Here is a 19,083-nt window from a genome sequence, read left to right on the forward strand (position 1 = left end):
AATGTTTAGTGTTGTAGTAAACGACCCCCTCATCTTTCGTGAGAAGTACGATATGATCTTCACTAGCATCCATTAACTTCCCAATTCTGGATTCTGGTCCGCCTCGATCAACCTTGATTACTTTTCCTATAAAAGATCTACTGCTGTCTTTATTCATAAAAAATTCTCCTTTTACTCCATTACTAATATTTTTAATGTGGACCATGGAAAGGCGAACAATTTCCTTATTATTGACCAAAGTAACAATATCTTTACTTACATCACAGAGTACACCTTCTAACTTCTCAGGACCGACACGATTAATTTTTACCCATTTTAATTTCAATGAGGCAAGCAGGTCATGGAAATTAGCCGCCTTCTTAAATTTTAAATCTTTAGGAACTTCAATGTTGAATTTCTTCTCCCTCTTCATATTATCTTTAAAACTTTTAAAATGTTTAGTGTTGTAGTAAACGACCCCCTCATCTTTCGTGAGAAGTACGATATGATCTTCACTAGCATCCATTAACCTCCCAATTCTGGATTCTGGTCCGCCTCGATCCACCCTAATTACTTTTCCTATAAAAGATTTTATGTTGTCTTTATTCATAAAAAATTCTCCTCTATAAATTTAATAATTATATTTACACTGCATCTATATGTATCACGGCATGATGTTGTCCTAATAAAATAGCCTGTTTATTCTTAACTTAAGAGAAAAATGGGAAATAAAAATGATATGATACAAGACAATCTACTAGTGAAGGACCTGCATATTTTAAAATTGAAGATCCAGATGGTAATCCCATTCTTGTAGATCAGCACCGCTGAAAAGGATAGCAAGACCATTTGAACCGTCCCTATGGAGTTTTGGCAACAAACTTGATCGCTAAGTATCTGGGATTTCTTGGTTTAATAAAAAAGCCCTACTATGACAAGTATTTAAAAAATACTCGTGTAGTATGGCTTTATTAATATTAAAGCCCTTTTATAGCTCTCAACATCCGTCATTCCCTTTTCATCAATTAAGCGAAGCAGCCGCTCGGAAAAAGATTCATTGAGTTGGTCCAATAGGTTTACTAGGGAATACTCTGCTTCTTTATACAGTTCCTGCTGAACAATTTCTATTTCTTGCCTTTGTTCCAATATATATCGTTCTTCTCTAATACGATTAAACGTGCTTTCTACTTCTTCTATATAATGCTCATCAATATATTGGTGTGTAGTTTCCCTAACATAAACAAAAAAAACAAAAAAAATCCCCAATCCATCAATGGATTCAGGGATTTTGCTTCCTTCAAAAAAATTTACAACCCGGTGGTAACTTTCACGCAATATTTCTATTCTCAGAAACAACTTTTTTCCTCGAAGTATTTTTTAGCTCACCGGCATTCCAATTCAGTTATATGGATTGGTATAACTTTGTGTACATCATAAGCTCTTTTATTAGTGCGTCTACATGCTCTTCACTTTCATTATTTAAGGTGTATTGTTCATAATCAAAGCTGTGAGGATCAAGGACATGCTGCTTTGGGATAACATTTGCGTATAGTCCTCTTGCTACCACACGCATATTATTTAACGCATTTATTCCGCCCTTACCACCACCAGCTACCGCTAAAAGGGCAACCGGTTTATAAGCAAATTGTTCATTGCTTAAAAAGTCTAAAGCATTTTTTAAAGCTCCACTCATAGCACTATGGTATTCCGGTGATGCTAAAATCACGGCATCCGCTTCTTTAACTATTCTTTTTAGTTCCTGAACTTGTGGCAATTCTGATTGTTCTGGTTCACCAGTATACATTGGAATGTTCGCTTCTTTTAAATCAATAATTTCTGCATTATATTTCCTTGCGATAAATTGGGCTGCAATTCCTGTTCTTCCTTTTTGTCTTGGTGAGCCATTAATGATTACTAATTTCATATTTTTCTCTCCTCGTATTTATTGCTACTCTTATTATAGAGAAAGTTAAACCAATTTAACTTACCACATTGGGAGGAGATTTTATACTATTTTAGCTCGATAAATGAAACTATCATTCTCAGACTTTCCGCAGGAATAGAAAGCCATTTTTAATTTGCGGTAAATGAAATTGCTTCTTGGTCTTTTTTCACTTTGATAACTCCTTAATCATAAAAACAGTCCCTTGAGGAATTCCCAAGAAACTGTTTTATTAGCGGTATAAAGGCCTAGGAATCCAAATTAACTTTTCTGACAAAATATCGTATGCCGTTCCCCCACTCACTTTACCAGTTGTTTTGTTATTTTCTCACGTTAGAAACTTGTTTTTTTATATTTTCTGAAGTAATTTCCTCAGGAAAATCCTTGTTTGTCATATTTTCAATTGCCTTCCCTACGGTGTTTGTAGTATTCAGTTTATGCTCTGGAATTCGTTGGTTTTTCATTGTTCATCACTCATCCTTTCCATATCTTTTTTTAACAAAACAATTATTTATTTTAGAACAGTCAATAAAAGTTTTTATATACCAGTGAAAATCCTTTGTGTTCAAAATTACTACTGGTCTTCTTCCCCTACCACGGTATTTCCTATCATAGGTTTTTTAGGTTGTTTACCTTCATCAGAATTCCAATCAAATCCAGGTTCAGTCGTCCCTGTTGTCATGAGAGGCTGTTCTATACCGCTAGGATCAGAATTAATTTCTGGTTTGGTGATGACTTCTTTTGACATTCAAACACCCCATTTATCACAAAATTTTTCTTATTTTGCTCAAAATGCGTTTCCTTATACGGAAAGAAAATCATCTACTGTTATAAAAAATTGATCCATTCCTTTGGAACTCTCTAATTATTGGATTGCAAATCCACTAAATACGTGAAAAAAGTTGCCATTGAAAATTGGCAACACATAAAAAAGTACGAAGAATATTTTCAATTGAATAAGAACGTGCGTTTCCATACAATTCTACAATACTCGAGTCGTGCCAGGCACAACCCATTCTTTCCCTTTTTCTTTTAATTCTTGCTCATTCAAGACCAAGATTAGTTTGCTTCATCTGTGTCTAGGGTACTCAGCTGGGATGCCCACTGAGCGATATTAGCTTCTGGATTGCTTCCGTCCGCAGGGTAGTCAGTAATATGGTACCAGCTAATCGTGCGTTTTTCTCCAACTTTCACACTGGCATCAAACGAGGCACCAAAAATATAACCGAAAGAACTTAATCCAGCAGGCTGGTCTTTTACCCATGCAATCCCATGGGCCGGGCTGGAAATAGCGGTTTTAGGACCGTCATAGATGAAGTTTCCAGTCCATCCGGTAGTCATGAAGCCTGGATTCACTTTCGCGATTCCTGGAACCAAGGACGTGTCATCTGGGATGTCTGGGTCAAGAAGGTATTGGAAATACCCTTTAAAATCTTTCACTCCGGTATTCTCCAATTCTAGTGTAAACTTGACCACCGGTGCATTCGGAAGTGCACGATAAGTAACCGAAGTTTTGATTGAAGGATCAATTTGTGCTTGTCCGGTGGCATGGATGGCATCACCGACCGCTTCGATATTCGGAAGCGATAGCCACTCTCCCTCGCGGTTCCATGGACGTTTTGATCGTTCATGATCGGAGAGAGAATCCATTCACTCCAATCGAGCGTCTCCATTGCATTGTTATCAAGCAAGGCAATGTCCCCAAGCCATCCTGGCTGGAATGTACCTGGCAGGTTGTTGGCAGCGATTTGGGAGGAAATCGTTGCTTGGATTCGGTTATTCATGACATAGTGAAAAGTTTTACCAGTTGTAGCATCCATTCGCGGGCTGCCCGAATTAAAGTCCGGTGCTTCCTGCGATGGGTTCTGTGATTCCACTTACTTGCAAAGCAACTGTCCGGTTTTCTCCGTTCGCAACTTCCACCGAAACAGCCGTACCGCTTTGGTAACCTCTAAATTTGGCTGTCAGCGTATAGTTACCCGGATGTACTCCTAGAAGGTATTGCCCCTCAGCATTTGCAGCGGAAAACTTGACGGTTCCCCTCGCTGTCTGTCGCAATAACAGTAGCACCTCCTATTGGTTTGCCTGTTAATTTATCTGTCACTTGTCCGGATAACCGCGGCCAGCGCTGGGCAGCCCTGCCCCCAGGAGTAAAAGCATATAGGTTCCCATCAAGCGCTCCAACCACTAGCGTATTTCCAGAAATGGCCGGTGAAGAAGCAACCCATGCTCCAATTTCATGCTGCCATAGAGGTTGTCCAGTTAAGCTGTCGAATGCGTAAAGATTTCCATCGTTCGAGCCGATAAAAACTGTTTCTCCGCTTACTGCTGCAGAGGAAATAATTCCGGCCTTCGTTCGATAACTCCATTTCTTTGTTCCGGTGGCTGCATCGAAGGAAGCAACGTTTCCATCCGGGAATCCCATATAAACGACTCATTCAAGAAATGGAAGGTGACAGTAATACTCAAATTAGATTAGCAGTTGGTGAAAATTATGATAGGCTAATGATTTAGTTTCTGTTACATGAAGACAATCTGGACGGTTCTTGTTGTCGGCACTAACCTGATTAAAAACCATGAGAACCGTCCTTGTGGAGTTATAATCCTTTTGATTCCCTCAATCCTTTTAATCTACAAAAACGCCCCAGCCGTCAGAATAACCACCGTGTGGTTTGCTTAAGTTATTTAAATTATTCTGTATTTTAATTAGTTCATTATAATTTAATAGCATTCTTTTAGAGCAACAACATGCCCACTCTTCAGTTTCGTCGTCTTGTTCTAAGAAACAACTGAATCCTTCTTCTTTTAGTACTTGTGTTAATTTTTCTCCTGTTGTTTGATCAGGCACAGCAACAAAAAATTCCACAGATTGTTGTTTTTTAAAATCTAATCCATCTTTATATAGACTACGTAAAGCATCTCCATCAGCATCATTTGGAAATTTCATTCGTTTTTCCTCCATATTCTAGTTCATTCATTGTTGTAATTATAATTCACATCTTCGTGAAAATAAAATCATTTTCATTTTCATTCTAATTCCAATAACAGGAGTTCAGGGTCTTACAATAATTTCATAATATGGTTTAATGCATTTTGGGCAATGACGCCGTCAATTACACGGTAGTCATAACTAAGAGAAAGGGGGAAGCATTTACACTGGTCCTTGGTACAGCCCAATTGATTAATCTTTCGGATTTTCGACCCATTGTTTTTCCAAATGGGTTTTTGTTAATTTTATTGGGCGTCTGGTCAGCACCTAATCTTCAGGAACTCTCTCATTTTCTAAGTACTTCAGCAGCTTTTTATTTTTTATCCATTCAAGTTGGAATTCCAAGTGTACATGTGATTTGTAAGGGGTGAAAATTGACTATTCCTGCCTACTCTTTATTCAATGATAATAGTCCCTGGCACCATCTAGAAAATATGAATTGACTAAAAAAAGTGCAAGGCACCATCCAATTACCTGGAAGGTGCCTTGCACTCAATTATTAATAAAAAAATTCTGTTTCATTACTTGCCACTGATTCTTTTTTATTGCCGGGAGTGATCGTTTGGAAGCTCGTTATATTTTCATATTCCCCTGGTTTTAGAACACTTTGGTCGCCTCTCATTAAGTAGGTGTAAGCAATAATAGAGATAAACAATCCGAAGGTCCAGGCATTATCCCATAAAAAGCGAAGTCCCGGGATGAAAAGACCAAGTACAGGAACAGCTACACCGATGATCAGGGCATAAACCCCGTTTTTATTAAAACCTGATGTATAACTATAGCGGCCGTTTACATCATATAGCTCATTAAGTGCCATTTGTCTCTTGCGCACAAGCCAGTAATCGGCAATTGCAATCCCATCAATAGGACCGAGTAATGCTCCATATGTTCCCAGCCAACCAAAAATATAGTTTCCAAAGTTCTCCATAATGTACCATGGCTGCATTAAGATTGCAAAGATCCCCGTTATTAGAGCACCTAATCCGAAAGTGATTCGCTTGGGATTTAAATTTTCAATAGCACGAGCAGGTGCGACGATGTTTGCGCCGACATTAATCGTTAAGGATGCAAGCACAATGATTAATGTTCCCAAAAAGATAACATATGGTGGGAATTTCGCAAGCAGTTGTACAGGATCCCAAAGGGCTGTTCCAAAAATCACCACAGTTGCAGATGTGACGGCGATTCCAATAAAGGAGAAGATACTCATCGTAAGTGGAAGAGAGAAGCTTTGAGCAATCATTTGTGATTTTTGACTTTTTGCATACCGACAGAAGTCAGGAATATTCAATGCAAGTGTTGCCCAGAAAGCAATGACTCCTGTTAATGCCGGAAAAAATACTTTTAAAAACGCACCTGTTGTATTGAATTCAGATGGGGTGTCCAAGATCGGGCCCCAGCCTCCGGCGTTAGTATACGCCCAAATTAGAAGAATGATCGAAGCGATTCCCACAATTGGTGTCGCTATTAAGCCTAGTACTTTCATTGCTTGAGGTCCCTTATAGGCTACAATCACATTTAAACCCCAAAACAAGGAAAATACGATGGCCGTATGTCCTGAAAAGCTTCTCCAGGCAGGAAATGAAGCCGATAAAAGTGTATCAATTGCACCCGTACCAATCCATGTGTTAATCCCGAACCAGCCAGCAGCAACAATGGCTCTTGCTAAAGCTGGGATGTGAGCCCCTTTTGAACCAAACCATAATCGTGCAAACACTGGATAGGGAATTCCAAATTTCGTACCTGCATGTGAGTTTAATAAAATGGGGATAAGGACAATAACATTCCCAAGAAAAATCGTTCCAATAGCTTGCCACCAGTTCATTCCTAAAGAAATCAAGCCACTAGCCATCGTATAAGCAGGAATACACAAACACATACCAATCCATAAAGTGGCAAAGTTCAGCCCCTTCCAGGAATGTTCCTTAATTGTCGTTGGGCGTAAATCATCATTCCACATTTCACTGTTACTTAAACCATTGGCTACTTCAGGTGTCAGGGTAACAATCCCATTTTGTTCAATTTGCGTTTTCAACAAATTTCCCCCTTATTGGTTATTTAACGAGCTATTCTTGTGAAATAATTTTGCCGTCAGAGATCAAGGATATGACAGAAATCTTTAAGTTTTAAACTTGATTGGTATCGAATTTACTTTAACACAAGATAAATTTGAAAGAATATTTAAAAAATTTAAGATAGATTTTAAAAATTAACTATAGCGTCACCACCCATTGTTCTTCAACCTCTGCAGCTAGGATCTATTTGCAATCCTCTTTGTACCAGGCAAAGCAAAAGGAAAATAAAACCTACCCCCCTATCCTATATTATATATCTTAGTTTCATTCTGTCATTGGACAAAAAGTTGAATTATTTCTATCAATTCTTTTATGTTATGTAAGATGAAACATCGGATCGATTATCTGCATCTCCGAAGTGCCAACCTTTACGTTATAATGGAGTATAATAAAGAGGAAATGATTTGTCCTATATATCGGAAGGTTCCCTGACATGATTTCTTACCAATCAGAATCTAAAAATGTATTTCTAGAATGCCTGTGGTCAAACACTCATTTAATGGACACGAATAAAATACGATTCCAGGATTAAATAAAGTAATCGGAGTGGAAATTAAGAAAAAACCGACTCTCCATTCTAAAATATAGAATGAAAGTCGGTTTTTTTTGTGTATTATCCGAAAATCTTAAAAACGGAAGTTTTTCAGTGTCCTCGTTGAATACAGAAATCATCTTCTAAAAGTGGCAAAACCTTTTTAAAATGTTCTTTACAACGGGTACACTTTACATTTATTTTTGACCATTTTTTATATAGTTTTTATATTACGATAGCAGTACTAGAACGTTCCTTTATACAGTTTTTTTGTCCTGTTAAATAAACTGTTCGCTCTATTAGGTACCCTCTTTATACCGTTAGCATGTAATGAACTGATCTATTCTACTCCCGGAAACCATCCTGGCGAATGAATAATGGCCTGCCACAGGGGATCTGGTACTTCCAGCGCGTGTTGATGATTCTTGTTTATTTTGGTGACAATTTCAGATTCTCTACCTTGTTCCACTTTTTGCACCCACTCGGGATCAATAATCAGTTCACGTCCCAATGCGATTAATGGCACTCCTGTTTCCAATGCGTTTAAGGCCTCATCAGCTGTATAAATCGAACCGACACCGATTACTGGAACACGGTCACCTACACGATCTTGAATGATTTCTATCCGTGAACGTGTATCCTCAACTCCTCGTTTAGGTGTTGACCTGAAATCCAGCAATGAAACATGAAGATAATCAAGGTCTTTTTCTGCAAGTGTATCTATTAGTGCGAGTGTGTCAGCCATAGTGATTCCAGGTGTTTCAGGTTCCTCAGGGGAAAAACGATAGCCAACCAAGAAAGGCTCCTTCCCATATTCAGCAACAACTCTCTTTACTTCATCAATAACCGCTAGAGGAAAAGTTAGACGTTTTTCAAGAGTACCACCCCATCGGTCTACACGACGATTAGAATGAGGGGAAAAGAATTGCTGAATCAGGTACCCATTGGCACCATGTAATTCAACACCATCATAACCTGCTTCAATGGCTCGTCGAGTGGTTTCTCCAAAATCGCGAATAATGGATTCGATCTCTGTTTCAGTCAATGCCCGGGGTACAGGTTTTCCTGCACCTTCTGAAGGAACTGCACTAGCACTTACCACATCACCATCTACTAATTCAGGTGGAACCTGGCGTCCGCCATGGAAGATTTGCAAAATCGCTTTTGCCCCCTTCTCTTTAATCGCTGATGCCACACGACGCAAACTTGGGATCATCTCATCTCGGTCTCCACCAAATTCACCATGAAATCCTTTACCATTCCTGGTCACATAGGTACATGCTGTAATGACCATTCCGACACCATTGGAACGTCGTTGATAATACTTGACTTCCGCATCTGAGACGGTCCCGTCAGGATTTGATGAGAAATTAGTCATCGGTGCCATGACAATGCGATTTTTTAAATGAATCCCCTTTCCTATCGTGAATGACTCAAATAATGGTGCATATTTTAAATTCATCATGTCTTTACTCCTCCACATTGTTCATTTATATAAAATACAAAAATTACTTTGCCCACTCTACAACTTTATCCTATAGTTTTACCTTTTCATTCAAAGCAAGTTCCATGCGTATTAAGAGTGCTTTACAATTAATTCTGTCAAAGCGTCTTTTGGTTGGAAGCCGATAACCTTTTCTACTTCAACACCATCTTTGAAAAGAATCAACGTTGGAATACTCATGACGCTAAATGCTCGTGTTGTTTCTGGGTTCTCATCTACATTAAGTTTGATAATCCCAACTTTATCACCGATTTCAGCATCGATTTCCTCCAACACAGGTGCAATCATTTTACAAGGGCCGCACCATGGAGCCCAAAAGTCTACTAACACCAATCCCTCTTTCATTTCTGTAGCAAAAGTTTGATCTGTTACGTGTGAAATTGCCATTATTTTTTTCCTCCAATATAATTTTTTTATTTTTAAAAAACTTAATTGTTTACTCTGACAAATATATGAAAATTATCTTTTTATATCAAATTTCCGCGTTCTGTTTCCACTGATTAGAAATTCAGATTTCTTGATAGGCACTTCTTGAATTTTTTTTATAGATACTAATTTCGCCGATAATTCCTTAAACCACTGCTCATCCTTAAATAGTAAAGCCAAATCTATTAAAGCTAAAAGCTCACTTTCATTTCTACCAGTTGTCTCGGGCAGCTTTTCAGCCCGTTTATTTACAATCCAAATCGATTTTCCAATCGCTTTTTCATTGTCACTATCGACCACTTTTACTTGTAGCATTCCTTTGTGAGTGTCTACGGTTTCTATATACCCGTGGATCAGTTTTCCATCTCTGGACCTACCCTGAACCCAATCCCCATTTTCAAATCGATATTTATCGGCCATTGTCATCTACACCCCTTAAATGTTATAAAAAAAGTTACAGTTTGGTTTTTTTAAAAGTTTATCACCAATATTCCATCATACTGTAATAAAATAATATACAGTAAAAATAAAAGAAAAAACTAAATCATGGACAATGTTTAATTTTTTCTAAAACAGTACTAAGCGTAATATTCTCTAAATATTTTTCAAAATACAATTCAGCATCATTGAAAATCTGATCCATAACCACTTGGGTATTTGACGATATCACACATTTTTGCTCCGGATCACCTGTGCACCAGTTTGGTTTTAGGCTTCCGCGTGAAACTATACGATAAATATCTGCCAATGATACCTCTTGAGAGTTACAGTCGAGAATATAGCCACCGCCAATACCTTCTTTTGTCTTAACAAATCCATGATTTCGCAAACAGCTCATGATCTTCCGAATCCGTGCGGCGTTTGTACAAACATTGGTAGCGATTGACTCACTGCTAGCCATATGATCTGGTAAATAAGCTAAATAGACTAAACTATGGACGGCTATCGTAAAATCACTATTCACTTTGATGCTTCCTCCTCAAGAAGATTAATGTAATTTTAATATTTACAGTTTATAAAGTCAACAAAAATAACTCCATATTAATAATTTCCACTATAGCCCATTAAATTCGTGAAAATTGTTCTTGGCAATCAAAAAATTTAGTTTATGCAGGATAAAATTTTACTCATTTTTTAGAAGAAGCACTCTATAGCATTTCATAAAATAATTTCCTAATGGTTACATTATAATAATAAAACTAGGGGGGGTTTAGCATGACGACTTCGAGCCAAGCACCTATTACCTCATCAGAATTAGCAAATCTGTGGATGGCTTATCAAGAACAAACCATGATGCTTAGAGTATTGGAACATTTTATCGAGCACTCCGATCCTGAAGGAAAACAACTGTTACAGTCGTATTATAATGGTGCCGCCAAAAACATTGAGATGATTAAAAGTATTTTTCAACAAGAAGGCGCAGTAATTCCAATTGGTTTTACAGAAAACGATGTATATAAAAGCGTTCCAAAGTTATTTGATTTTATGTACGATATTATGTATTTACATTTGATGACTAAAGTGGAAATGAGCCTTTATGCACTTTTCACAGGCATGTCCTATCGAAAGGATATTGAAGATTTATTTATCGGAATGACAGCTGAATCACAATCAATGAACAGCCAAGCAACTCAATTCCTTTTAGAAAAAGGGGTACTAGTACGTCCACCTTTTGTATCAATGCCAAAACAGGTAAATTTTGTACAGGATAAAAATTATATGGATGGGTTTACTTGGTTTAGTGAAACTAGATCCCTGAATACTGTTGAAGTTTCTCTTATCCATCATGCAATTGAAACTAACCTTGTAGGGATGCAATTAATGATTGGATTCGCTCAAGTCGCTGCTGATAAAGAGGTTCAAAACTATCTTACCAAAGGAATGGAATTGTCCAAAAAAATTGAAATAGATTTAGGTGAATTTTTACGCCATAGTTATATCGAGCCCCCAGCTACTCATGCTGGTAAAGCAACAACGTCAAAAACCGCACCATTTTCCAACAAATTAATGATGTACAACACCACTTTATTAGCTTCATTTGGGCTCGGAAGTAATGCATTAGGCGGTGGATTCAGTTTACGAAGTGACTTGCCGGCAAAAATGGCTTTTCTTGCAAAAGATATTTTCACTTTTGCTCAGGATGGTGGTAAGATTATGATCAAAAATGGCTGGATGGAAGAACCACCACAGATAGAGGATCGAAATCAATTAACAAAATAATTGTTTTTTAGAATAGTAAAACTAACCTTAAAAAAGGCTAGTTTTTTTCTTTCTAGAGTGCTTTTTTTAATTTATGGTTAATTAATTTAAAAATCTATACTTCGCCGTTAAATTACAATAAAAAAGAGACCTGATTCAATAATGATATGAATCAGGTCTTTGATCGAATTCGACATTTATTTTGGTAATAAGGATTTCCCCATCAAATAACGGTCCACTTCATGCGCGACCTGACGGCCTTCGTTGATAGCCCAGACAATTAGGCTTTGCCCTCTTCTTGCATCGCCCGCAGCAAATACACTTTCTACGTTTGTTCTGTACTCACCGTATGCTGCTTCAATCTTTTGATTGGCAGCTTTTACACCAAATTGGCTTAAAAGCGGCTGCTCCGTTCCCTCAAATCCAATCGCAATAAACACAAATTGAGCGGGCCATACTTTTTCTGTACCTGGTATTTCTTTAAAATAGAACCGACCTTCATCGTCTCTTAATTTTTCCATTTGAATGGTGTGAAGTTCTTTTAAGTTGCCGTTTTCATCCGCCACCATTTTCTTCGTTTGGATAGAATACTGACGTGGATCTTCACCAAACTTTGCTTCTGCCTCTTTATAGGCATAGTCCATAGTAAAAACATTAGGGTAGGCTGGCCACATATTTCCAGAATTACGAGTCACAGGTAACTGAGGATGTTTACCAAACTGTACTACACTTCGGCAGTTTTGGCGCAGCGCTGTTGCCACGCAGTCCGCTCCTGTGTCGCCACCGCCAATGACGATGACGTCTTTGCCTTCCGTATTGATGAACTGACCATCTTCAAAATTCGTATCCAAATAACTCTTTGTCACTTTAGATAGGTATTCCATTGCGAAATGAATCCCTATCGCCTCGCGACCTTCAATCACTAGTTCACGCTGTTTTTGCGCGCCTGTACATAGAATCACGGCATCGAATTGTGCTTGCAGGTCTTCAGCCGAAATATCTTTTCCAACCTCTGTATTGGTAACAAACTTGATACCTTCTTGGGTCAATAAGCTGATTCGACGCTCCACCACTTCTTTATCAAGCTTCATATTTGGAATCCCATACATGAGTAATCCACCAGCACGGTCTGAACGTTCAAAAACCGTTACCGAGTGACCTGCTTGGTTTAGTTGATCTGCACTGGCCAATCCTGCAGGGCCGGAACCGATAATCGCTACTTTCTTCCCGGTCCGTGAAACTGGAATACGAGGAGTGATCCAGCCATTTTCAAAACCTTTATCGATAATTGCCTGCTCAATATTTTTAATCGTTACCGCTGGATCAGTAATAGCCAGCGTACATGAACCTTCACACGGAGCTGGACAAACTCTCCCTGTGAACTCAGGGAAATTATTCGTTTTTAGCAAACGATCGAGTGCTTCTTTCCAACGACCGCGATAAACCAAATCATTCCACTCTGGAATAAGATTATGAATCGGACAGCCTGATGTTGCTCCTTGAATTTCCATACCTATATGGCAGAAAGGAGTGGCGCAATCCATGCACCGTGCTCCTTGTCTGCTTAAGGCTTGATCCGAGAAAGGAGCTGAATACTCTTTCCAGTCGCCTAAACGCGTAAGGGGATTTCGTTCTTTTCCTTTTTCTCGATCGTATTCCATAAATCCTGTTGCTTTTCCCATCTTCCTCTCCCCTTTCTTAGCGTATTACAGCTTCTGGCTGTTTAGGTGTATTTTTCTGTTTGGAAGAATTGGCTAAAAACGCACTCATAATCGCTTCTTCTTCAGTTAGACCTTTTTCCTTTTGCTTCTGGATTTGGTCCAACATGCGTTTATAGTCCTTTGGAATGACCTTGTTAAATTTTCTTACATGATTTTCCCAGTTTTCTAGAACACAGCCTGCTTTCACACTGTTCGTATAATAGAAATGATTTTGAATCATTTGCTTAAGTTCATTCGCATCGTTTTTCGTTAAAGTTTCAATCTCAATCATCTCTTGGTTACATAACTTCTTAAAGGCATCTTGATCGTCTGCTAATACATACGCAATTCCGCCAGACATCCCTGCCGCAAAGTTTTTGCCAACATCACCTAAAATAACAACGCGTCCGCCCGTCATATATTCGCAGCCATGGTCACCAATTCCTTCGACCACAACGTTCACACCACTATTACGGACCGCAAAACGTTCACCGGCAAGTCCATTAATATACGCTTCACCGCTTGTCGCACCATATAAAGCAACATTCCCAGCGATTACATTTTCACCTGCCGATAGTTTAGAAGATTCGTCTGCTTTCACAATCAACTTTCCGCCCGATAAGCCTTTTCCAAGGAAATCGTTTACGTCACCCGAAATCTCTAATGTCACGCCTTTCGGAACAAAGGCACCGAAGCTTTGACCTGCAGATCCAGTAAATCTTAGAGTAATCGTATTTTCAGGAAGTCCCTCTTCACCGTAACGCTTCGAAACTTCACTTCCGACGATTGTTCCAACGACACGATTCACATTTGAAATTGGGAAGCTCGCATCCACTGGAATTCGATCTTGTAATGCTTGTTGAACCGCCGGCAAGATTTTTTGAATATCAAGTGAATCATCAATTTTATGATTTTGTGGAGTCTTGAACGTACGAACTCCTTCAGGTTGATGCAGCAAAGGAGTTAAATCTAGATCCTTTGCTTTCCAGTGTGCTTTTGCACGGTCACTCATTTTCAGAACATCTGTACGCCCTACCATTTCGTCAACGGTTCTAAAGCCAAGCTCAGCCATTAGTTCACGTACTTCTTGGGCAACAAAACGCATATAGTTAACGATGTAATCAGCTTCTCCTGTGAACTTTTTACGAAGCTCCGGATTTTGTGTAGCAATTCCAACCGGGCAAGTATCTAAGTGACATACGCGCATCATCACACATCCGAGCACAACGAGCGGTGCAGTCGCAAAACCAAACTCTTCTGCCCCAAACAAGGCAGCCATTACGACATCTTTTCCCGTCATTAATTTACCGTCTGTCTCAAGGACAACACGTTCACGCAAGCCATTAAGCATTAATGTTTGGTGTGCTTCGGCAAGTCCAAGCTCCCATGGTAATCCCGTATGTTGGATACTGGTTTTTGGTGATGCTCCTGTTCCGCCGTCATAACCACTGATTACAATAACATCAGCTGCACCTTTCGCAACACCTGCCGCAATCGTTCCTACTCCGCCCTTGGATACGAGCTTAACGCTGATTCGGGCATCCCGATTGGCATTTTTTAAATCGTGAATCAGTTGTGCCAAGTCTTCAATCGAGTAGATATCATGGTGAGGCGGCGGTGATATCAGACCGACTCCTGGTGTAGAACCACGAACATCTGCCACCCATGGGTAAACTTTGTTCCCAGGCAGTTGTCCGCCTTCACCCGGCTTTGCCCCTTGTGCCATTTTAATTTGAAGCTCATCAGCATTGACAAGATAATGACTCTTCACTCCGAAACGGCCTGAAGCAATTTGCTTCACAGCACTTCGGCGGTTATCGCCATTTTCATCCAAGATAAAGCGGCTTGAATCTTCCCCGCCTTCACCCGAGTTGCTTTTTCCGCCTAAGCGATTCATCGCAATCGCCAATGTTTCATGGGCTTCCTTACTAATAGATCCAAATGACATGGCTCCTGTTTTAAAACGACGCACAATGGAATCGACTGTTTCTACTTGCTCTATTGGTAAAGACTTTCTAGTTTCGTCAAATAAGAACAAATTCCGTAAGAATCCAATTCTTTCTTCATTTGCTAGCTTGGAATACTTCTTAAATAATTCGTAATCGCCTTTACGGCAAGCCCATTGCAGGGTATGAATGGTTCCAGGGTTAAACGCGTGATGTTCCCCTGTTTTTCTCCACTGGAAATTACTTCCTGAATCTAATGTTTGATCATAAGAATCCGCAAATGCAGCAGTATGGAGCATCTTCGCTTCTTCGGCAATCGTATCTAAACTGATTCCGCCAAGCTGAGAAACTGTTCCAGTAAAGTAACGTTCAATGACATCTCCGCTAATTCCAACTGCTTCAAAAATTTGCGCACCGCGATAGCTTTGGACGGTTGAAATTCCCATTTTGGACATGACTTTTACAACGCCCTCAGTCATTCCTTTTACATACTTGCTTACTGCTTCCTCATATGTGAAAGGTAAGCTTCCATCTAAGATAGCCTGCTTATATGTTGCGAAGGCAAGATACGGATTGATGGCATCAACACCATAGCCAATTAAAGCGGCCAAATGATGAACTTCACGTACTTCCCCTGATTCAATAATGATGCTTGCTTTCGTTCTGCTGCCTTCACGAATCAGATGCTGATGAAGGGCGCTTGCAGCCAATAATGAAGGAATCGCTGCTTCCTTTTGATTCATGTTACGATCAGATAAGATTAATAGACTTACACCTTCAGAGATGGCAGCATCCGCCTCTCGGCAAATCCTATCAAGACTGCCTTCGATATCTTCAGTGAAAAGGATGTCAATTACCTTACTCTTAAAATCAACTGAATCCAATGATTTTAGCTGTTCCAGTTGACTATTGGTAATTACCGGTGTATCCAGCTGAATTCGGCGGCAGTTTAATTCTGAAGGATTCAATATATTTCCTTCCGCCCCTAATAATGTCATCGTCGATGTGACAATCTCTTCACGAAGTGAATCAATTGGCGGATTGGTTACTTGGGCAAATAGTTGCTTGAAGTAGTTAAACAAGGATTGAGCACGGTCAGATAAAACCGCTAATGGCATATCATTTCCCATTGCTCCAATTGGATCTTTCCCTTCGCTCACAACAGGAACTAGATATTTTGAAATATCTTCGTATGTGTATCCAAATGATTTCTGGCGAACTAGTAAATCCGATAGAACCTCTTCTTCGTTTTGTCCATCGTTATTTAATCGAACCAGTTGCTCATCTAACCATTGTTGATAAGGAAGAGCTTCAGCCATCTCGGATTTTACTTCTTCATCCGAAATAATTCGGCCTTCTTCTAAATCAATCAAAAGCATTTTGCCTGGGCTTAAACGTTCTTTATATATTACTTTCTCGGGTTCGACATCGATGACGCCAACCTCTGATGAAAAAATAATATAATCATCATCAGTAACGTAATAACGAGCCGGACGAAGGCCGTTACGATCTAATATTGCCCCTATTTGTTTGCCGTCCGTAAAGGAAATAGCCGTTGGACCATCCCAAGGTTCCATCAGACAGCTATGATATTCGTAAAAAGCTCTCTTTTCCTTTGTCATATGCGGGTTTTCTGACCATGGTTCAGGTATCAGCATCATCGCAGCATGAGCAGGTTTCCGGCCAGCTAACACCAAGAATTCAAGTGCGTTATCTAAAATCGAAGAGTCACTTCCATCAGTATCTAAGATTGGGAGCACCTTTTGCAGGTCCTCACCAAATGCTTCCGACACAAATTGCTTTTCACGCGCCTTCATCCAATGGACATTACCACGAAGTGTATTAATTTCCCCATTATGGATCAGGTACCGGTTTGGATGAGCTCTTTCCCAGCTAGGGAACGTATTTGTACTAAAGCGGGAATGCACTAAAGCAAAAGCCGATACAAAACTCTCATCCTGTAAATCTAGGTAAAACCTGTCTACCTGTTCCGGTGTTAATAACCCTTTGTATACAATTGTACTGCTTGAAAGGCTGGCAAAATAAAAACGTAAATCCGATGCCATTGCCCATTGTTCTGATTGTTTTCTAATGATGTATAATTTACGCTCAAAAGATAATTCATCCAACAGTCCCTCGTTTGCTCCGATAAATACTTGGCGGATGAACGGGCGGCTTTGCTTGGCTGTTTCACCTATAGTTTCAGCATTGACAGGCACTGTCCTCCAGCCGAGAACCGTCTGTCCTTCTTGTTCAATCATTTTATTAATATAAGATTCTATATTTTCTCTTTCTGAATCATTATTTGAGAAAAAAAGCATCCCTACCCCGTAGCGACCCTTTTCAGGTAATTGCACATTCTGGAGGGCTTTGCGGAAAAAGCTATCTGGAATCTGAACCATGAGCCCGGCACCATCTCCTGTGAATGGATCACTTCCTTGTCCCCCGCGGTGGTCTAGCTTACAAAGCATACTTAGTCCTTTTTTTACAATCTCATGAGTTGCATACCCTTTAATGTGGGCATATAATCCAATTCCGCATGCATCATGCTCATATTCTGGGCGGTAGAGACCTTGTGCTTTTGGTAGTTGCTGATATGTCATTATTATCTCCCCCGTTCTTAATTTTCCGATAAATCAGTATGAAGTAATTTTATGTTTAAACATACATATAAACAATATATAATTAAGATTAAATCAATCTGATATTAATATGAATGGAGGGAATTATCGTGGAATTGCGTCAATTAAGGTATTTTATGGAGGTTGCTGAACGCGAACATGTAACAGAAGCGGCTGAAAATCTAAATGTAGCCCAATCCGCGGTAAGTTTTCAGATTGCCAAGCTTGAAGATGAACTCGGTGTTCGTCTATTTGAACGAACCGGAAGGAACATTAAGTTAACCCAGATTGGAATGATCTTTTTAACTCATATAAAAAAGGCGGTAAAATTTATTGATGAGGCAAAAGAAAAGATTGATGAGTATTTAGATCCTCAATCCGGCACCATTAAAATTGGTTATCCAACAAGTTTAGCAAGCTATTGGCTTCCAACGGTGATCTCTGCTTTTAGAACAAAGCAGCCAAACGTTGTTTTCCATTTGCGTCAAGGTTCCTATCTATACTTAATTGATGCCGTTAAAAATGGAGAAATTGATCTCGCGTTTATTGGTCCTGTCCCAACAAAGGACCCTGATATTGAATCAAAAATTTTATTTACAGAAAACATTTCTGCTTTGCTTCCTGCAAACCATTCACTTGCCGACCGAAAGAGATTAGATCTAGGTGAGTTACGAAACGATTCCTTCGTTTCATTCCCAAAAGGGTATATTCTCCAGAAAATTGCTGTTGAGGCATGCAAAGAAGCAGGATTTGTACCAAATATCACCTCAGAGGGGGAGGATTTAGATGCATTAAAGGGACTAGTTTCAGCAGGCATCGGGGTATGCCTCTTACCAGAAAGCACCGTTCATGACTCCATTCCACGGTTTACAGTAAAAATACCGATTGATTCCCCTCAAGTGAAAAGAACAGTCGGCCTTATCACACCAAAATACAGGGACCTAGCACCATCCGAAAATCTCTTTTACCAATTTGCGATTGATTTTTTCCGTATATTAGAGCAATTCCAATAGATTGGATTTTCGGTGACACCGCTTCGGTGTCAGGCACCATAAAAGGACACTTTAGTTCATTTGTCCATATCGGGTGGACACTATTAAAAGACATTATTGATACAGTTGGGATTGTATTTTTTCTTAAGTACAAAAAAGCCTGTTTATAAGCAGGCTT

The 19,083-nt window shown here is 39.3% G+C and carries 18 protein-coding genes; 2 read left to right on the forward strand and 16 right to left on the reverse strand.

The window, feature by feature from the left end; translation table 11 throughout:
• The 14 genes from AB7942_RS12880 to AB7942_RS12945 all read right to left on the reverse strand — a co-directional run.
• A partial coding sequence (locus AB7942_RS12880) for a hypothetical protein (RefSeq protein WP_369447142.1) occupies nt 1–589 on the reverse strand: 589 nt, incomplete at its 3' end.
• A 332-nt stretch (nt 590–921) separates the two neighbouring features.
• Nucleotides 922–1,335 (reverse strand): hypothetical protein, encoded by a 414-nt coding sequence (locus AB7942_RS12885; protein WP_369447143.1) that lies wholly within the window; start codon nt 1,333–1,335, stop codon nt 922–924.
• Between the two features lie 46 nt (nt 1,336–1,381).
• Nucleotides 1,382–1,903: an NADPH-dependent FMN reductase gene (locus tag AB7942_RS12890; protein WP_369447144.1), complete on the reverse strand. Its 522-nt coding sequence runs from the start codon at nt 1,901–1,903 to the stop codon at nt 1,382–1,384.
• Nucleotides 1,904–2,241: 338 nt separating this feature from the next.
• The gene (locus tag AB7942_RS12895; protein WP_369447145.1) at nt 2,242–2,385 is read right to left on the reverse strand and encodes a hypothetical protein; all 144 of its coding nucleotides are present in this window, start codon (nt 2,383–2,385) and stop codon (nt 2,242–2,244) included.
• Nucleotides 2,386–2,495: 110 nt separating this feature from the next.
• Nucleotides 2,496–2,669, reverse strand: a complete 174-nt coding sequence (locus AB7942_RS12900) for a hypothetical protein (RefSeq protein ID WP_369447146.1) — start codon at nt 2,667–2,669, stop codon at nt 2,496–2,498.
• A 311-nt stretch (nt 2,670–2,980) separates the two neighbouring features.
• Entirely contained in the window at nt 2,981–3,571 is a 591-nt protein-coding gene (locus tag AB7942_RS12905; RefSeq protein ID WP_369447147.1) for a hypothetical protein, read from the reverse strand.
• A 186-nt stretch (nt 3,572–3,757) separates the two neighbouring features.
• Entirely contained in the window at nt 3,758–3,979 is a 222-nt protein-coding gene (locus AB7942_RS12910) for a carboxypeptidase-like regulatory domain-containing protein (RefSeq protein WP_369447148.1), read from the reverse strand.
• A complete protein-coding gene (locus AB7942_RS12915; RefSeq protein WP_369447149.1) occupies nt 3,930–4,346 on the reverse strand; it encodes an outer membrane protein assembly factor BamB family protein in 417 nt (138 codons plus the stop codon). The genes AB7942_RS12910 and AB7942_RS12915 overlap by 50 nt, the downstream gene beginning before the upstream one ends.
• A gap of 201 nt (nt 4,347–4,547) precedes the next feature.
• Complete coding sequence (locus tag AB7942_RS12920; RefSeq protein ID WP_369447150.1) at nt 4,548–4,868, reverse strand: ribonuclease E inhibitor RraB; 321 nt, start codon at nt 4,866–4,868, stop codon at nt 4,548–4,550.
• Between the two features lie 541 nt (nt 4,869–5,409).
• Nucleotides 5,410–6,945: an NCS1 family nucleobase:cation symporter-1 gene (locus AB7942_RS12925; RefSeq protein ID WP_369447151.1), complete on the reverse strand. Its 1,536-nt coding sequence runs from the start codon at nt 6,943–6,945 to the stop codon at nt 5,410–5,412.
• A gap of 912 nt (nt 6,946–7,857) precedes the next feature.
• Entirely contained in the window at nt 7,858–8,982 is a 1,125-nt protein-coding gene (locus AB7942_RS12930) for an NADH-dependent flavin oxidoreductase (protein ID WP_369447152.1), read from the reverse strand.
• A 111-nt stretch (nt 8,983–9,093) separates the two neighbouring features.
• Nucleotides 9,094–9,408, reverse strand: coding sequence for a thioredoxin (gene trxA / locus AB7942_RS12935; protein WP_335400861.1), 315 nt, complete (start codon nt 9,406–9,408; stop codon nt 9,094–9,096).
• Between the two features lie 72 nt (nt 9,409–9,480).
• Nucleotides 9,481–9,873, reverse strand: coding sequence for an IDEAL domain-containing protein (locus tag AB7942_RS12940; RefSeq protein WP_369447153.1), 393 nt, complete (start codon nt 9,871–9,873; stop codon nt 9,481–9,483).
• Between the two features lie 118 nt (nt 9,874–9,991).
• Nucleotides 9,992–10,411 carry an RrF2 family transcriptional regulator gene (locus AB7942_RS12945; protein ID WP_088088185.1) on the reverse strand — a complete coding sequence of 140 codons (420 nt, stop codon included), beginning with the start codon at nt 10,409–10,411 and terminating at the stop codon, nt 9,992–9,994.
• Nucleotides 10,412–10,662: 251 nt separating this feature from the next.
• Between AB7942_RS12945 and AB7942_RS12950 the strand changes: the two genes are divergently transcribed.
• Nucleotides 10,663–11,667 (forward strand): DUF3231 family protein, encoded by a 1,005-nt coding sequence (locus AB7942_RS12950; RefSeq protein ID WP_369447154.1) that lies wholly within the window; start codon nt 10,663–10,665, stop codon nt 11,665–11,667.
• A gap of 176 nt (nt 11,668–11,843) precedes the next feature.
• Here AB7942_RS12950 and gltD read toward each other — a convergent pair whose 3' ends face one another.
• Together gltD and gltB are read right to left on the reverse strand one after the other, a co-directional pair.
• Nucleotides 11,844–13,328, reverse strand: coding sequence for a glutamate synthase small subunit (gene gltD, locus AB7942_RS12955; RefSeq protein ID WP_369447155.1), 1,485 nt, complete (start codon nt 13,326–13,328; stop codon nt 11,844–11,846).
• 16 nt (nt 13,329–13,344) lie between these two features.
• On the reverse strand, nt 13,345–17,895 hold the full coding sequence (gene gltB, locus AB7942_RS12960) for a glutamate synthase large subunit (RefSeq protein ID WP_369447156.1): 4,551 nt from the start codon (nt 17,893–17,895) through the stop codon (nt 13,345–13,347).
• Between the two features lie 128 nt (nt 17,896–18,023).
• On the opposite strand from gltB, the gene gltC reads away from it, so the two are divergent.
• Entirely contained in the window at nt 18,024–18,926 is a 903-nt protein-coding gene (gene gltC / locus AB7942_RS12965; protein WP_369447157.1) for a glutamate biosynthesis transcriptional regulator GltC, read from the forward strand.
• The last annotated feature ends 157 nt before the right edge of the window (nt 18,927–19,083 follow it).

Source organism: Neobacillus sp. BF23-41 (assembly GCF_041106275.1).